This window comes from Paraburkholderia silviterrae, assembly GCF_004353915.1.
Classification (GTDB): Bacteria; Pseudomonadota; Gammaproteobacteria; order Burkholderiales; family Burkholderiaceae; genus Paraburkholderia; species Paraburkholderia silviterrae.
In genome coordinates this window covers 170,395-185,494 of sequence record NZ_SMRP01000011.1, presented here as the reverse complement: position 1 = coordinate 185,494, position 15,100 = coordinate 170,395, and the positions used below count along the sequence as shown (strand labels likewise).

Genomic DNA, 15,100 nt, shown 5'->3' with positions numbered 1-15,100 from the left:
TATTGCGTGGCAAGCAACGCCCATTTTTGCGCATGTTAATTATCGTGGCAGCGATTCTCAAAGCAAATTGAACCAAATGCAACTCGTCGATAATCGTTCGACGAACAGAAACGACTTGTTTTTGCCGATTTCAAGAAATAAATAATCCATCCCCTAATTAAAGGCCGGCGATTATGCTTTTGTGTACGTTTGCGCTACGCGGAACGTCGCGCAATCGCAGGAACACCGGGAGAGATCGTCCTGCCTGCGCAGCGTAGCGCGTGTTTTTACCTACTTTGCGGCGGCGCATGATGGCCGCTTGGATAGCCGGCGCGCGCGTAGCCCGCGCGGATCGAATGCGCATGAGAGGCTCGAGGGGGCGCGAAGCGCGAGCCCGGTCGTTTATGATGTTAAAGGTCCGCCGCCGCCTTCAGCCTTATCCCTACGATGAATCCCGACCGGCCCGCTGGGCCCGACGATCGCTCGCCGCCGCCGCGCGCCGACGAGGTGCCGTTTCCGGCGGCGCCCAGCCACGACTTCACGGTGCGCCGCCGCACGCTGATCGCGCTGCTGCTGGCCGCGATCGTGCTGCCCTGCATCTATGTCGCCACGATGGCGTGGAACGACTTGCGCACGCGCGAGGCCGACGCCACCGACGCCACGCTGCGCACCGTGCGCGTGGCGGAAGAGCACGCGCTCAAGGTGTTCGACATGAACGACGCGCTCGATGCACGCATCATCGATGGCGTGGAGGATCTCGACGACGACGGCATCCGCGCGAGCGAGTCGCAGATCCACGAGAAACTCGACGCGATCGGCGGCGGCTACCCGCAGGTGGCAGCCGTCTCGATCTTCGGCCGCGACGGCGAGCTGCTCGCGAGCAGCCGCTATTCGCCGCCGCCGCGCGTATCGATCGCCACGCGCGACGACTTCGTGGGCATCCGCAACGGCCGCATGCTCGACCACGTCTCGCGCGTCATGCAAGGGCAGGTGAGCGGCGAAACGGTCTTCAACACCGGCATCGCGCGCCACGACGCCGCGGGCCAGTTCGCGGGGCTGGTCTCGGTCGCGCTGCGGCCCGGCTACTTCGACAAGTTCTACAGCGAGCTGCTGGGCGACGACTCGCCGATGGCGCTCGGCCTCGTGCGCAGCGACGGCGCCATACTCGCGTTCGAGCCGCCGCCGGGCGCACGCGCGCCTCGCGCGACGCTCGCGCAAGCCGCGGCGAGCGCGCCACCCAATAGCGCCAACGTCGCCAATGGGGCGAGCGCCACGGCGTCCAGCAGCGCCGGCGCATCTGGCGCATCTGGCGCATCTGGCGCATCTGGCGCATCTGGCGCATCTGGCGCATCTGGCGCTTCTGCGCCGGCCGCCATCACGGCGGGCTCGCCGTTCGCCGCCGCGCTCGCGCTCGGCAAGGAGGCAGGCGTCGTGCGCATGCACTCGCGGCTGCTCGGCGACAACGCGATCGTCGCCTTCCGTCGCGTGGGCGCGTATCCGGTCTACGTCGCCTGCCTCTACCGCACCTCGGCGATCTGGTCCGCGTGGTACCGGCACCTGAGCGTGCTGATCATCTCGATGTTCACGCCGTCGATCGCGCTGTGGTGCGTGATCTGGCTTTCGCTGCGCCGCCTCGCCGCCGAGGAGGAAGCCTGGGAGCGCTGGCAGGCCGAAGCCGCGATGCGCCGCTCGATCGAATCGGCCTACCGGCAGTCGCGCAAGATGGAGGCGCTCGGCAATCTCGTAGGCAGCGTCGCGCACGACTTCAACAATCTGCTGATGATCGTTTCGGCCAACGTGCAGATCGCGCGACGACGCGGCGTGACGGGTTTCGAGCGCGAAATCTCCGCGGTCGAGCGCGCGCTGAAGAGCGGGCAGTCGCTCACGCGCCAGCTGCTCGGCGTCGCGCGCAAGCAGCCGCTGCGCAACGAGACGATTCCGGTCGGCCGCTGGCTGCCCGCGTCGCGCGAGCTGTTGCGCGCCTCGCTCGGCGCGAAGGTCGCGCTCGTCATGGATGTGGACGAAGCCGTGTGGCCCGTGCAGGTGGACGTCGCCGAATTCGAGCTCGCGTTGATCAATCTCGCCGTCAATGCGCGCGACGCCATGCCCAACGGCGGACGTTTCACCGTGCGGGCGCGCAATATCTCGTTCCGGCCGGGCGAAGGCTTCCCGCTCGACGGCGAATTCGTGCACGTCGCGCTGGAGGACACGGGCGTCGGCATGCCGCCCGACGTGCTCGCGCGCGCCTTCGAGCCGCTCTACACGACCAAGCCGAAGGGCATGGGCACGGGGCTCGGGCTGCCGCAGGTATTCGCGTTCTGCGAGCGCTCGGGCGGACTTGCCGCGATCGACAGCGCGATAGGCGCCGGCACCTCGGTGCACCTTTATCTGCCGCGCGCGAGCGCAGCGCCGGCCGCGCAGCGCGAAGCCGAGCCGCGCGAGCACAGCACGAATCCGCCGCAAGGGCTGAGCGTGCTGCTCGTCGAGGACAACGACGAAGTCGCGGCGGGCACTGAGGCGCTGCTGCAGATGATGGGCCATCATGTCACCTGCGCGAACGACGCGGCGAGCGCGCTGGCGTTCGTGGACGCCGCCCGCGCCGCGCGCGCGGGCGACGACGATGCGCCGCGCTTCGACCTCGTGCTCTCGGACATCCACATGCCGGGCACGATGAACGGCATCGATCTCGCGGAAGCGCTGCAGGCGCGTGAGCCCGGGTTGCCGGTGATCCTCGTCACGGGCTACGCGGAAGAGCTGGAGCGCACGCGCGGCGTGGATGTGCGCGTGCTCCCGAAGCCGTTCGACATCGCACTGCTGGAGAAAATGCTGGAAGCGATCCAGCACGATCGCCAGCGGCGCGCGCGGCGGGAACGGGACGCGACGCTGTAGGTCGAAATGGCACGCGGGGCACCCAGAGCGCGCGGCCAGTGTGCGCCGTGCGCACGGCGGGCGATGCATGAGCGAGCTTCGTGGCACGCGGATTGCGGTATCCGTCTGCGGCACGTGGGAACGGCTATGAGGAGGAACGAGCCATGAAACAGACCGTGACCGGTCTCTTCGAGACCTACGACAAAGCGCGCCATGCGCAGGAAGCGCTGCTGCAATGCGGCTTCCCTGCCAGCGACATCGAATTGCCGATACACGAGTCAGGCGTGCTGGCCGGCATCGAGCGGATTGTGGCGAGCTTCTTCTCCACGACCGGGGACGTGCGCACGAATACCGGCGCGCCACCCGAATCCGAAGCACCGGCAGGCAATGTGCTGATCGGCGTGCGCGTCGCCGACGATGCGCGCGTGGACCTCGCGTGCACCACGCTGCGCGGCGAGCACGCACTCGAGGTCGCGGTGCGCGGAGGCAACTGGACATGGGCCGCGACGGACGCTGCCGATCCAGTTGCACGCGAGCATTCGGCGCTCGACGAACTTGGCCTCGCCAATCTGGCCGAAGCCGTGCGGCGGCGCGTGGCACAGTCGGCGCAGGACGAAGCGAACGAGGTTCGACCTGGCGCCGCCGGTGAACCTGCGCGCTCGTCAACCGAGGCCACGGCGCGGCCGGTGAACGAGGCCGAAGCCACCGTGCTCGCATCGGCCAGTGCCCCGGGAGCGGGCGCCGTGATGGGCAGGGCAGCCGGCGCACGCGTCGATGTGCCTGCCGCGCCGCAGGCGACGCAACCCGCGGGCGCTGCCGCGCCGCGTATTCCCGACGAATTCATCGAGTACGAAGAAGACTCGCACGACCACCGTGCGTCGGATGCGCCGGATCGGCCCGTGACCGGGCAGCGTGCGACGCTGCATTAAAGAAGTTGCCGACTGCGCGCGCCACACTGCGTGCGCAGCGCGTGCCGCGGCGCACGCAGTGTGAGCGCCGCGGCACGATCCGTTACCTGCCGTTACCTGCCGCTACCTGCCACTATCTGCCGCGGACCCACCGGCTCGGCCAAGCCGCGGGCGTTGCTTAGCGACCCAACTGGCGCTTGATCCATTCAGCATAGCGATCGACGAACGCCTGCAGGAACTTGCGCGTATCGTCGTTCACAATCTCGCCTTTTTCGTTGATCCGCGTGGCATCGTGCTTGATGAACATCTCGGGCTGACCGAGCGTCGGCACGTCGAGATACGCGAGCACATTGCGCAGGTGCGACTGGGCAAGCGCCGTGCCGATGGCACCCGGCGACGTGCCAAGCACGGCACCCGGCTTGCCGCTCCACGAGTTCTTGCCCCACGGGCGCGAGCCCCAGTCGATAGCGTTCTTCAGCACGCCGGGGATCGAGCGGTTGTACTCGGGCGTCACAAAGAGCAGCGCATCGGCGGCCTCGATCTTCTGCTTGAATTGACGCGCGACCTCGGGGAAGTCGGCGTCGTAGTCCTGGCTGTAAAGCGGCAACACGCCGATGTCGAGAAACTCGAACGAAAAATCGGCCGGTGCCAGCGACGTCACGGCATGCGCGAGCTGGCGGTTGAACGAGGCCTTGCGCAGACTGCCGACCACGACCGCAACTTGATAGGCCATCTCAGTGTCCTCCCCGGTTTTCCCCGGTATCGCGCACGAAGCGCAGTGGAAAGAAACCCCATCATAGACGCGGGAGAAATCGGCGGTATGTCAGAAGGGCAGAAGGGCCGCGCGCACGAAGCGCACGGCAAATGTGGATAAGTGCGGCTGGCCGGAGATTTATCCACAGATTTTGTTCACAACCTTGTGGACAATTTGGCGTGAAGGCCGATGGCGCCGGGTGATTCTCGGGATGACGACAGGCGTCGACGCGCAGCGCAGTGTGCCGCCCTGCGGCGAAACCTCGCGTAACAACGCGCCGCGCGAGTGTGCGGTGAGGCATTGCGCGGAGCATTACTGTCTCGCGAGCGGCCAACCCGGCAGGCTGTAGTGAACGAGCGTGAGTGTGAGACCTGCGCACGAAACGACCGCCCGGCAGGATCTGCCCGAAGAAGACCACGCGCAGATCGGGCGATCCGGCTTGGGTCAATCGAACAGCGCGGCTACGTTTTCCGGCGGACGGCCGATCACGGCACGGCCGTTACGCACGACAATCGGACGCTGCAGCAGAATCGGGTGGCGCGCAATTGCTTCGTATAACTGATCATCTGTCAAGCCATCGGCATCGAGTGCGAGCTCCGAGTATTCGGCTTCGTTGGTGCGCATCATGTCGCGCAGGGGACCGCCCAACAATGCGTGCAAAGCCTTCAACTGGTCGACCGTGAGTGGAGTCTTCAGATACTCGACAACCTCGACCGATTCATTGGCCGTGTTGTACGTGGTCGAGACCAACTCGCAAGTGGCACGGGACTTCGAGCAGCGGGCGTTGTGATAGATCGTAATCATGGATTCAAGGCGAGAATGGTCGGGGAAAATGGATTGCATTGGGAACAGCGCCGCCTGTCCGGTCACTCGGCATGGACACCGATGCGGTGAATTCAACAGTACGGAAAGCCTGTCGAAAACGCGACCGGGTTGAACAGGCTTCGTATGGACCGTTCACAGGGACGAATTTTACCGGCCAGGCCGGAGAGGGCAGAAGTGGCTCGTGATCCCACCCTCGGGCTGGTTGTGATCACAGTGGAAGCAGTTGAGATGTAGCGGCATCGGAGCAGATCGCCCTTAAGGAAGCAACGGCCTGAGCCGATTGATAACTGAGGTATCGCCTGGCCGCTAGCCAACACCTGCCGGCAGCTTTATGCGCATAAAGTTGAGGACCCTTAGCACGGGCACGGCTTCAGATTGCCTGCTGAAGCGCGTTGGCTGGGTACTGTTCTTCCTGGTCGACGCGGCATTACCGGGCATCCCCTTGGGGCTTTATGTGCATAAAGCCGCGCTCACAGAAGAGGCGCAATTGACGCTCGACGGGTCTACTGGATGTCGTGAGTGATTCCGGCTCCCATCCAGTCGTCCGTCGCCACAACCTTTATGCGCATAAAGCTGTCAGCCAGTCCTGCGCCAGGCAGCCAACCCTCCGTGGTCCATACATGCAAGGGCGCCCCCTGTACCCTGGACCGTCCAAATGTCTCGCATCCCCCGACCTTTATGCGCATAAACCTTGGCCGAATGGCCAATACTTCACGCAGTGCGATGAAAATCATACAACTGCCGTTGAATCGCAACTTAATCCAGGTAAAATCCAAAACAATTAGCAAAAAGGAGAAAACCAATTGGCAGCAGAGATAATCGCAGTCACGCAGCAAAAGGGCGGGGTCGGCAAGAGCACGATCGCGATGCATCTCGGCGCAGCATTCCACGAAAAGGGAAAGCGTGTACTCGTGGTCGACGCCGACGGCCAGAACACGCTGGTCCATTGGGCGAGCGCATCCGCAGACGAGGAAACCGGGATTCCGTTCCCGGTGGTGAATCTTTCTGAGGCGGGTGGCCAGATTCACCGCGAGATCAAGAAATTCATCGGCGACTACGACATCATCATCGTCGACTGCCCGCCATCGATTACCGAAAAAGTCTCTGGCGTTGTCCTGCTGGCCGCTACGGTCGCCGTCATCCCCACCTCATCTTCACCGGCCGACTACTGGTCGAGCGTTGGACTCGTCAAGCTGATCCAGCAGGCGCAGGTCATGAACGAAGACCTGAAGGCCGTCTTCCTGCTGAACAAGACCGAAGAGAAGCGCATGCTCACGCGCGAGCTGAAGCGCGCGCTGGAAGAACTCGGTTTCCCTTTGCTCAGAACACAAATACCCACTCGCGAAGCGTACAAGCAGGCCATGGCTCTCGGCCAAACGGTCCTGCAGATGAGCGATCGCGGTGCGCGGCTCGCTGCAGCCGAAGTGCGCGCTTGCGCCGACGAAATAGCGGAGATGCTCCCTGACTTTATGCGCATAAAGGACCCTGAATGAAGCCCTCACAATTTGCCAAAGGTTTTCAGGCACGGCCTGACACGACGAGCAGCGAGAAACGCACGGCCCTCGACCGACTCAATGCCATCGACGGCATCGTCCAGGACAAGCCGAAGTCACGTGAAACGGTCGGTCGCGCAAGTCAGCCGGAGCCGGTCGAGAGCACGGAGGATGCTGCGCTTGCTACAACGGAGCACGAGTCTGCGGAATATCGCGCGTGGCGCATCGAGCACGGTTATCGTCCCGGCCAGATCATCGAGCTGCCGCTGAAGGCGATCAAGGCGAGCCCGTTTAATCCGCGCCATTTCTATCTGAAGACGTCGATTGCCGAACTCGCGGTGAATCTCGCCAAGCAGGGGCAGCAGCAGGCCATCCACGTGATTCCCGATTACGCCGCGCCGGGCAGCTATTACGTTAGCGACGGCGGGCGGCGCGTGCGCGCCCTCAAGGAAGCCAACAAGGAGGTCGTCAAGGCGATCGTCGTCGATCTGCCCATCGGCCTCGCAAGCTACAAGCTCGGCTACGATCTCAACGTCCAGCGCGACTCGCAGACGGTCTTCGACAACGCCATTGTCTGGAAGCGCTTTATCGACGAAAAGCATTTTCAGAGCCAGCGCGAGCTCGCCGATCATCTTGGCCTCGATGAATCGACCGTAGCTGTCGCGCTCTCCATCGCCAAGCTGCCCGAATTGGTCATGCATGAAATGGTCGCGCGCCCGGATCGTTTCGGCTCGAACATGGCCTATCAGGTTGGCCGCTATCATGGCGCGCGAGGCACAGACGCCACGCTGCGTCTCATCAACCGGATCGTTGCCGACGACCTCAGCACGCGCCAGGTCGCGGACATCGTAAAGGGCCGGGCAACGCCACAGGAAAGCCCCAAGTCCGCTGGCCGGCAGCGTTACGCCCAGCGCCTGGAGATCAAGCTCGACGGCGTAGCCGTGGGCGACCTGAAGTCATACGGCGAGGACCGGCTCGAACTGCGTTTGAAGGGTCTCACGAAGGATCGGCGCGACGCCCTGCTTCATCAAATCGAAGAAATGTTGAAGGTGAAGTAATCGCAGGAAGCAACGAAAAAAGGTCTTCACGCATGAGGCGTGAAGACCTTTTTATTGGAATTCCACTGGAATCCCGCTGCGAATCGGACGACACCCTGCATTGCCCCGCCCCGCAGGCCAGCGGAACCGGCGACGCCGGCGCTCAGGCCGCGCGCGACTGGCTCAGCGTGAAGGCGAGCAGATCACCGTCGGTGGGTTCGCCCCACGTCTTGCGTGCGAGCCAATCGAAGAATGCCGTATCGGCCAGTTTCGAGTCGAGGCCGCGGCGGCGCCAGTCGTCGCGCAGATGTGCCCCAAGCCCCGGCAACTCATCGTTCTCAAACGACGTGCGTGCAATCTCGCGCTCCAGCTCGCCCTGCTCGTCGTAGAGCGCACGCGCCTCCTTGCGCCGGTAGGCCGCGTACTCGTCCATCAGGCGTGCCTTCGGATCGTCCGCCGCCACGCTCCCGGCCACTGCGCGTGCCGAGGCCGGCGTACCTGCCGCGCCGTCCTCCAACGGCGGCGCGTAGCCCTTCTTCAATGCATCCTTGAACAGCGCTGCGGCGCTGCGCACGGGCGGCAGGCTCGTGCTGCGCATACGCTGCTCGGTCAACTGAAGCGCCGCGCGGATACGGTTTTCCTCGCTGTCGGCATAAAGCGACTGGGCTTCCTTCAGTGGAATGCCGATCTTGACCATGCGGTCGACGAGCGTGCTGTCGAAGACGTTCGGGTGCTCGTCGAGCGCGAGCATGGGCTGCTTGCGCTCCGTTACGCGGAACTGGATTTCCGCAACCCGCCGGCCTTCGCGATGCTCGATCAGCTCGACAAAGATGTTCGTGACAGCGTTGACCTCTGCAATGGCCGGTCGCAGGTAATCGCGCTTGAAATACTTGTACTCGCGCTTGGCTTCGTCGCCGGCCTCGGTGTCGGGCGTGCCCGACAGGATCGGCCGCCACCACTCCCACGTCTCGCGCATCGTCAGATGGCTCGGATTGGTGAGATAACGCACGCAGATCTCGTAGAGCGCGAGACCGGCGCTGCTGCGCAACTGGCTCTGGAATTGCAGGCTCAACCGGGCGTACTGGACCGGATCCAGCAGCTTCTTCTTGATCTTGGGTGCGAACGAGAATTCCACCCAAACGCGACGGGTGGCCGGGTCTTCCAGAATTTCCGCGTCGGCGATCAGTGTGGAGATGCCCCACTTGCGCCCCGGCTTCTGGCTCGAGGTGCCCTGACTCCATTCGACCTGCACAGACACCATGCGCCGCAGATGCTCCTTGACGAGCGCCGTATCGTTCGAATCGAACGCCGAGTTCGCGACGATATCCGACAGGAGCGCACGATAGGTGTCGCCAGACTCATCCGCCTGCTGCGCGACGGCGAGCAGGACGTTGAAGAGCTTGCGGGTCAGCAGGGTGATCTTGCCGCTCTTCGGCTGAATCGCGATCGCCTCGACGGCCTTGCGCAATTCGGCCGAACTGGGGCTCACCACATCGGTTTTTTTCACGCGCTTCGTGGCCATGCGTCGGGTCGAGGTGAGATTTCGCGAAAGGATACCGCCTGTGGTGAAACGCGTCTATAGGCTCACTCTCACCATTGCGGGTGAAGTGAGTCTGCGGCACGCGCCTCACCGCGAAGGGTTCCCGAAAACACTCACCTTACCGGGTAGCGCCTGTCCGCCGGCCTCCCGACGCGCTCTGGGTTTTGGCACCCACCGCTCATCCGGAGCCTCTCCGAAAGGTGTCGACCGAATCCCGAACAAGCTCACCTCAAAAATTTCCTGGCGCAAACGCAACAGCAGGCCGATGCTCCCACGACCCCGGTGGGCCTGCGCTGACGGGCCGGCCCAAGAATGGACCAGCCCAAATGAGCCAGCCCAAATGGGCCAGCCCGAATGGGGCGAACGGCTCCGAGACCATCACCGGATAACACCTGGAACGGATAGCGCACTCGCCTGCGTACGCCGTTTCCACGATCCGTCACCTCCCTCAGGTGCGCCAGCTGCGCAGGCCTGACGCACTGCAACGAAGCCTCCGCTTGCACCAAACCCGTTTGGCCAGCTTTAGGTGCCCCCTGCCGCGCGTCACGAGAGCCCGCAAGATACCTGCAATTTGCCCGACCGGGTCGCCTGCCCCCGAAAAAGCTCACCTTCAACGCGACACGAAGTTTGAGCCTGTAACGCTTGTAGCCAACACAGCAAGCCGATACCCGCCATTACGCTCCCGAAAACGCTCACCTTTGGCGCCTGGCAGGACGGGAATGCCCGCCGCGCTCGACCCGATGAGGCTAACGCGGCTGCTCCCGGAAACGCTCACCTTTACTGCTGAAAACCCGAAAAAGCCAATAGATTCCTAGGGTTATCCACAATCCACGTCGGCCAAGCAAAGAAACCGGCCGTTCCCGAAAATCCTCACCTCAAAGCGTCGTGCAGACTGAAAGCGCGCGTCACCACCCCGCGCCAGAAGCTCCTGAAAAATCTCACCTTGCCGGATCAGCCTAAACGCCGGGAAGAATCGCGTGCCTTTGCAAATCAACCTTCCAGCGTCAGTGAACGCCAACTTGCTCCCGAAAAGGCTCACCTGAGTGGCTTTTTCGGCCCAAATCGACTCCCGAATAGACTCACCTGACGCAGGCACAGCACGACCGGCACGGCCGATTTCGCGGCACTGCGACAAACTCCCGTAAAAGCTCACCTTGATACGCAGGCGGTATCGAAATCTCCTGCCGCATCGTCATCGCCCCTCGGGATCGAGCACTATTGCGCTCCTGTAAAAGCTCACCTCAGGGTCCGGAAAGCCGCGAATCCGGTCAAAATCTCCCTTCGCCTCCCGAAAAGCTTCACCTTATCCAGGCGATTCTTCCCGATCTCCCTCACCGCAGCTTCCAGGCGACCCAAATTGACGCCAAAAACCAGCCTAATCGCACGCCCCGAATCCACTCACCGTTGCAATTCACGTAACAACATCCGCTGCCCCGATGTGTCGGGGGCAGACTCCCTGTCAACTCCCGTATTGACTCACCCTTGCTGTAGAGTCAAGAATCAGGGCAGTCCCGAACCCGCTCACGTCCTGTCCCGCAAGCGCTCACCCCCTTCCCCGAAGCCCATCACCCGCATGTCCCGCAGAGGCTCACCACCGTTCCCGTAAAGCTTCACCTCTTCAGGCTGAAACCCACGCCAGGTAAGGGTTTGCTGTGGCGTTAACGTCTTTTAACAGGTATCAAGGGTGTTTACTTTTATTACTCTCAAGCCCTTCTACCCCGCGAGCCCTTCAGGATATCCACACCCCTCACAGTCTCGAGATCCGTTTCTGCCTGTACAACCGTTCGTGAAACAACGTCTATAAATGGTTCGCATCCAGAAAGCCACGCATTTACAATGGCTTATGGAACAAACTTCGTTTTGTTTCACGAAGCGCCGACTAGAACGACAACAAAATCGTCATTTGGAGTGCCTGCTTCGCCTGAATTACAGGTCTGCCAAAAACCGAACGGATATTCGTATCGATCAATACGTAATTTGTTATTATTCGATCCATTATCCCTCGCTGAGACGACCATGATTCGAGACGAAGACCGCCAGGCCCTCCGCGAAGAGTTGGACGCATTGCGCAACGACGGCGCGCGGCGCCAGGACCTGTCCTTACATGCCTGCAAGCGTCTGTTTTTCGATTTCGGCATCCGTCCCTCAATGGCCACCGTCCGGGATTTGACCCAGACCGGCAGCGCCAGTGACATTCCCAAAGACATCGAGCTTTTCTGGCAACGCATCCGTGCTGCGTCGAAGGTGCGCGTTGGCAGCGGCGCCATTCCATCCGCGTTGGAAGAGCGCGCCGGCGAACTGCTCGGTGCTCTATATGAAGAGGCCCGAGCGCTGGCCCGACAGACGCTCGAGGCCGAGCGTCAGGAAATCGAGTCTGGCCGCCGCGATGCCGAACAGGCATTGCGGGACGCGGAAGCCCGGCATCTTGCCGCCGACGAAATGCTTCAGCGCAGCGAGGCCCGCGTCGAGGCGGCCTGGGCCCGCGTGCGCGAGCTCGAAAACCAGGTGGCGACCGCTTCCGCGCATGGCGCACTGCATCAGGACAGTCTGCAGGCGACGGTGCGCCGCCTCGAGGCTGAAAACGAGTCGCTCCAGAAGCGTATCGAGACAGAGCAGACCACCAATGCGGGCTTGCGCGACCGGATCGACGGCTTGCACGAAGAAATGCGCAAAAGCACCGAGCACTACGCGCAACAGATCAAGGATGCGCTCGCAGAGGCCGAGCGCCGTGTGAAGCCGATGCTCGTCGAGCTCGATTCGCTGCGCACGATGTCGTCCACCTGGCAGTCGGCCCAGCGCGATGCAAGCAAGAAGGAATTCGAATTTATCCAGCAACTGGCCACGGCCAAGGCGCGTGCTGACCGGCTCGATGCCGTGTTGCGCGAGCGCTCGGACGAGGTCGATGTGCTCACACGCCAGGTGACGACGTTGCGCACGCAACAGGGTATCGACGGTTCGGTCGCCGGCGTGCTGTGTGCGCTCGCGCAGGCGGGGCGCCTGGGCGACGAAGAGCTGGCGCAGCTCGGCACGCGCGTCGATGCCCATGTGAGCCTGCCCGCGCATTGTCCGAACTGTGAGGACGGCGAGCCGGAGCTGGCGCAAGTCGATGGCCGCTTCGAACTGTCGTGTCCCGAGTGCGACTACACGTCGGGCCTGGGCGTGTCGCGGCTCGAGGCCGTCGCACGCTTCGCAGTGGGCAAGAAAAATGCCCGTAACGCTGTGAGGTGAGCGTTTTCGGGAGACGCCGTGTGCCGGGAACGGGGGCGTTTACGGTAGCGGCAGCGGCGTGCGAGGTAGACGGATAGCGCTTTTGCGCCTTGAACTTCAGCCTGCTTCGGGCGCAACGTCCGCGCGACTCGCGGATGCTTCCCGGTCGGCCCACACGCGCCACGCACGATGCAGCCGGCCGGCGGAAATCGGTTGCAGAAACCCGAGCCACTGCCCCACCTGATCAGCGTCCGTGCCGCGCTCGAACAGATCGGCCGCAAAGCTGTTGCGTAGGGTTTGCGGGCTCGCGCGTTCGGCGCGGGTCTCAGCGATGCCCGCCGCCTCCATCAGCGCGTCGATCGCGCGCAGCACGGTGGCTTTGTGCATCGGACGCCCATTCGGCGAGCCAGGAAACACGAGTTGCCCGGGCAGGCCCGCGAGACGGCGCGCTTCGAGCCAGGCCCCCATCACGTCGACGGCGAATGGCGCGAGCCGCGTGCTGTGGGTGAAGGCCGGATTGTCGGCTTCGAGGGTGATCCACTCCGAGCCGATTGCCGTGGCGTCTAGCTTCAGCGCAATGGCGTCGCCGGTTTTCAGACCGCCGCCGAGGAATACGGCCACAAGCGCGCGATCGCGCCGCTCGCGCCAGCGCTTCGCGGCCGACTGCTCGGTAAGCGGCGCGAACAGCCGGGCGATCACGGCTGCGCGTTCGATGGCCGTGAGAAAACCGGTGGGCTCGTTCTCGCGCGCATTGCGCCAGGCCGCCTCGCCGTCCTGGGCGATGAAGCGCGCGGGGTTCGTGGACGCCAGCTCGATCTGGCGCACGTGGTCGAGCACGCGCTCGATGAGGCGCAGATAGCGCAGCCGCTGCGGCTTCTTCACGTCGAGGCCCGCCACGAATTCGGCAATCGTGCCGGTGTCCACGGAAACAATCGTCTTGCGCCTGAGCGCGAGCCATTCGAGAAACCGCCCCCATTGCACGCGGTAGACGTCGGCGGACGACTGGCGCAGATCCTGGGAAGCCAGCCAGGCGTCGAAGGCGGCGGCGGGATCGTGCTGCCAGTCCTTGCGCTGCTGGTCGAAGAGGTCGCGAGAGGAATCGGAGACGCTCATCACTATCCTTCCGTTAGTTGCGTTACGAGAAAGGATTCTAGCGAAATCTACGCGGGGCGGGGCGCCGCCATGCGGCAAAGCCGGCCGTGCCGCGCGCAGCGGCATGCGATGGCCGTCAGCCGCCCCACGCGCGCGTGCGCTTCGCTGCGGCGCGCCGCCGGGCCTCGCGCTGGGCGTCCTGCGTGCTTTGGGCCGCCCGCTCATAGGCGCTGACGGCGAACGCGAACACGGCCGGCAGCGCATTGGACTGACCGAAGTCGACTGTCTCGTCGGTTTCCGGGTACTCGAGACCGCCCGGACGCTGGAACAGGCCGAGCATGAGCGCGTCGTGACGACTCGCGAAACCGAGGTCGGCGAGCGCTTCCGCCTCGATCGCGTGCAACAGGCGCCAACTGAGCGGCACCTGCTGGGCGATATAGCGTTGCGCGATGTTGCGCACGATCTGTTCGAGGTCGCGCGCGGCCGCCTGAAAACGCAAGGCGGCCAGCTCCTGCTCGTTCGGGGTTCGCGAGGTTTGCGAGGTTTGCATGGCGGCTGCTCCGGTCGTTCTTTTTACTGTATGAATATACAGTAGTCGGCGCGATTATGCAGCCTCATCCGCTCAGCCAGGGATCGGCGAATCGTCGAATGCGGGGCGACAGTGGAGCGTCGGCGCCGCGCGAACGCCGCCCGATCAGCCGTGGATCACGATCAGCAGCGCGCGTGCCTCGCCCTTGCCCACGTTGCGGATCGCGTGCGGCTGGTCGCCGATATAGCGCGCCGTGTCCGCCGTCTTCAGACGCTCGTGCGCGTCCCCCGCCTCCACTTCGATCGTGCCCTGCAGAACCGTGAGATGCTCGCGCGTGCCGGGCTCGTGCGCCGCCGACACCAGCGCGCCGCCCGGCTTGAGCGTGAGCTCGTACCATTCGAAATGGCCGGCCAGTTCGATCGGCCCCCAGACGCGCAATTGGTAGCCCGCCTCGTGGCCATGCAGGGTCGGGATGTCGTGCGGCCCGGCCACCGTGATTGCGTCGGGCGCGCGCGGCGCCACGAACAGCGAATCGAGCTTCACGCCCAGCGCATTCGTGAGCCGCCATGCGACGGCGATCGTCGGATTCGCCTTGTCGCGCTCGATTTCCGATAGCATGGATTTCGAGACGCCGGCCGCGCGCGACAGCTCGTCGAGCGTCATTTTGCGCTCGCTGCGCAGGCGCTGGATCTGCTCGCCCACGCGCGGCGGCGCAGCAGGCGCGGCTCGACCGGACAGTTCCGGCAGCTCCGCCGCCGGGCCTGCTGCGGCGCGGGATTTGCGCGTGCGGGTTTTAACACTTGCGCTGGCATTGGCTTGGGTTCCTGCGCCGGAACCTTCGGCCGATGAATCCGGAGATGCCGCGCGC

The 15,100-nt window shown here is 63.9% G+C and carries 11 protein-coding genes; 5 read left to right on the top strand and 6 right to left on the bottom strand.

Translation table 11 applies throughout. The features are described from left to right. The first annotated feature begins 426 nt into the window (after window positions 1-426). Window positions 427-2,868 carry a response regulator gene (locus tag EYW47_RS21970; protein ID WP_240763842.1) on the top strand — a complete coding sequence of 814 codons (2,442 nt, stop codon included), beginning with the start codon at window positions 427-429 and terminating at the stop codon, window positions 2,866-2,868. A 143-nt stretch (window positions 2,869-3,011) separates the two neighbouring features. Further along, window positions 3,012-3,776, top strand: a complete 765-nt coding sequence (locus EYW47_RS21965) for a hypothetical protein (RefSeq protein ID WP_133196937.1) — start codon at window positions 3,012-3,014, stop codon at window positions 3,774-3,776. Window positions 3,777-3,933: 157 nt separating this feature from the next. On the opposite strand, the gene EYW47_RS21960 is transcribed toward EYW47_RS21965, so the two are convergent. Together EYW47_RS21960 and arsC are read right to left on the bottom strand one after the other, a co-directional pair. Continuing rightward, window positions 3,934-4,488 (bottom strand): NADPH-dependent FMN reductase, encoded by a 555-nt coding sequence (locus tag EYW47_RS21960; protein ID WP_133196936.1) that lies wholly within the window; start codon window positions 4,486-4,488, stop codon window positions 3,934-3,936. Window positions 4,489-4,953: 465 nt separating this feature from the next. After that, window positions 4,954-5,313 carry an arsenate reductase (glutaredoxin) gene (gene arsC / locus EYW47_RS21955; protein WP_133197014.1) on the bottom strand — a complete coding sequence of 120 codons (360 nt, stop codon included), beginning with the start codon at window positions 5,311-5,313 and terminating at the stop codon, window positions 4,954-4,956. An 824-nt stretch (window positions 5,314-6,137) separates the two neighbouring features. Between arsC and parA the strand changes: the two genes are divergently transcribed. Both parA and EYW47_RS21945 read left to right on the top strand, forming a co-directional pair. Next, window positions 6,138-6,827: a ParA family partition ATPase gene (gene parA / locus EYW47_RS21950; RefSeq protein WP_133196935.1), complete on the top strand. Its 690-nt coding sequence runs from the start codon at window positions 6,138-6,140 to the stop codon at window positions 6,825-6,827. Next, window positions 6,824-7,885: a ParB/RepB/Spo0J family partition protein gene (locus EYW47_RS21945; protein ID WP_133196934.1), complete on the top strand. Its 1,062-nt coding sequence runs from the start codon at window positions 6,824-6,826 to the stop codon at window positions 7,883-7,885. Before parA ends, EYW47_RS21945 begins: the two co-directional genes overlap by 4 nt. A 142-nt stretch (window positions 7,886-8,027) precedes the next feature. Here EYW47_RS21945 and EYW47_RS21940 read toward each other — a convergent pair whose 3' ends face one another. Continuing rightward, entirely contained in the window at window positions 8,028-9,386 is a 1,359-nt protein-coding gene (locus tag EYW47_RS21940) for a replication initiation protein (RefSeq protein WP_133196933.1), read from the bottom strand. 2,034 nt (window positions 9,387-11,420) lie between these two features. On the opposite strand from EYW47_RS21940, the gene EYW47_RS21935 reads away from it, so the two are divergent. After that, window positions 11,421-12,632 (top strand): DNA-binding protein, encoded by a 1,212-nt coding sequence (locus EYW47_RS21935; protein ID WP_133197013.1) that lies wholly within the window; start codon window positions 11,421-11,423, stop codon window positions 12,630-12,632. A 96-nt stretch (window positions 12,633-12,728) separates the two neighbouring features. On the opposite strand, the gene EYW47_RS21930 is transcribed toward EYW47_RS21935, so the two are convergent. The 3 genes from EYW47_RS21930 to EYW47_RS21920 all read right to left on the bottom strand — a co-directional run bounded on the left by EYW47_RS21930 (window position 12,729) and on the right by EYW47_RS21920 (window position 14,979). Then, window positions 12,729-13,724 (bottom strand): tyrosine-type recombinase/integrase, encoded by a 996-nt coding sequence (locus tag EYW47_RS21930; protein ID WP_133196932.1) that lies wholly within the window; start codon window positions 13,722-13,724, stop codon window positions 12,729-12,731. 115 nt (window positions 13,725-13,839) lie between these two features. Next, window positions 13,840-14,253, bottom strand: coding sequence for a DUF2471 family protein (locus EYW47_RS21925; protein ID WP_133196931.1), 414 nt, complete (start codon window positions 14,251-14,253; stop codon window positions 13,840-13,842). A 144-nt stretch (window positions 14,254-14,397) separates the two neighbouring features. Beyond that, window positions 14,398-14,979, bottom strand: a complete 582-nt coding sequence (locus EYW47_RS21920; protein ID WP_240763850.1) for a helix-turn-helix domain-containing protein — start codon at window positions 14,977-14,979, stop codon at window positions 14,398-14,400. Window positions 14,980-15,100 lie beyond the last annotated feature (121 nt).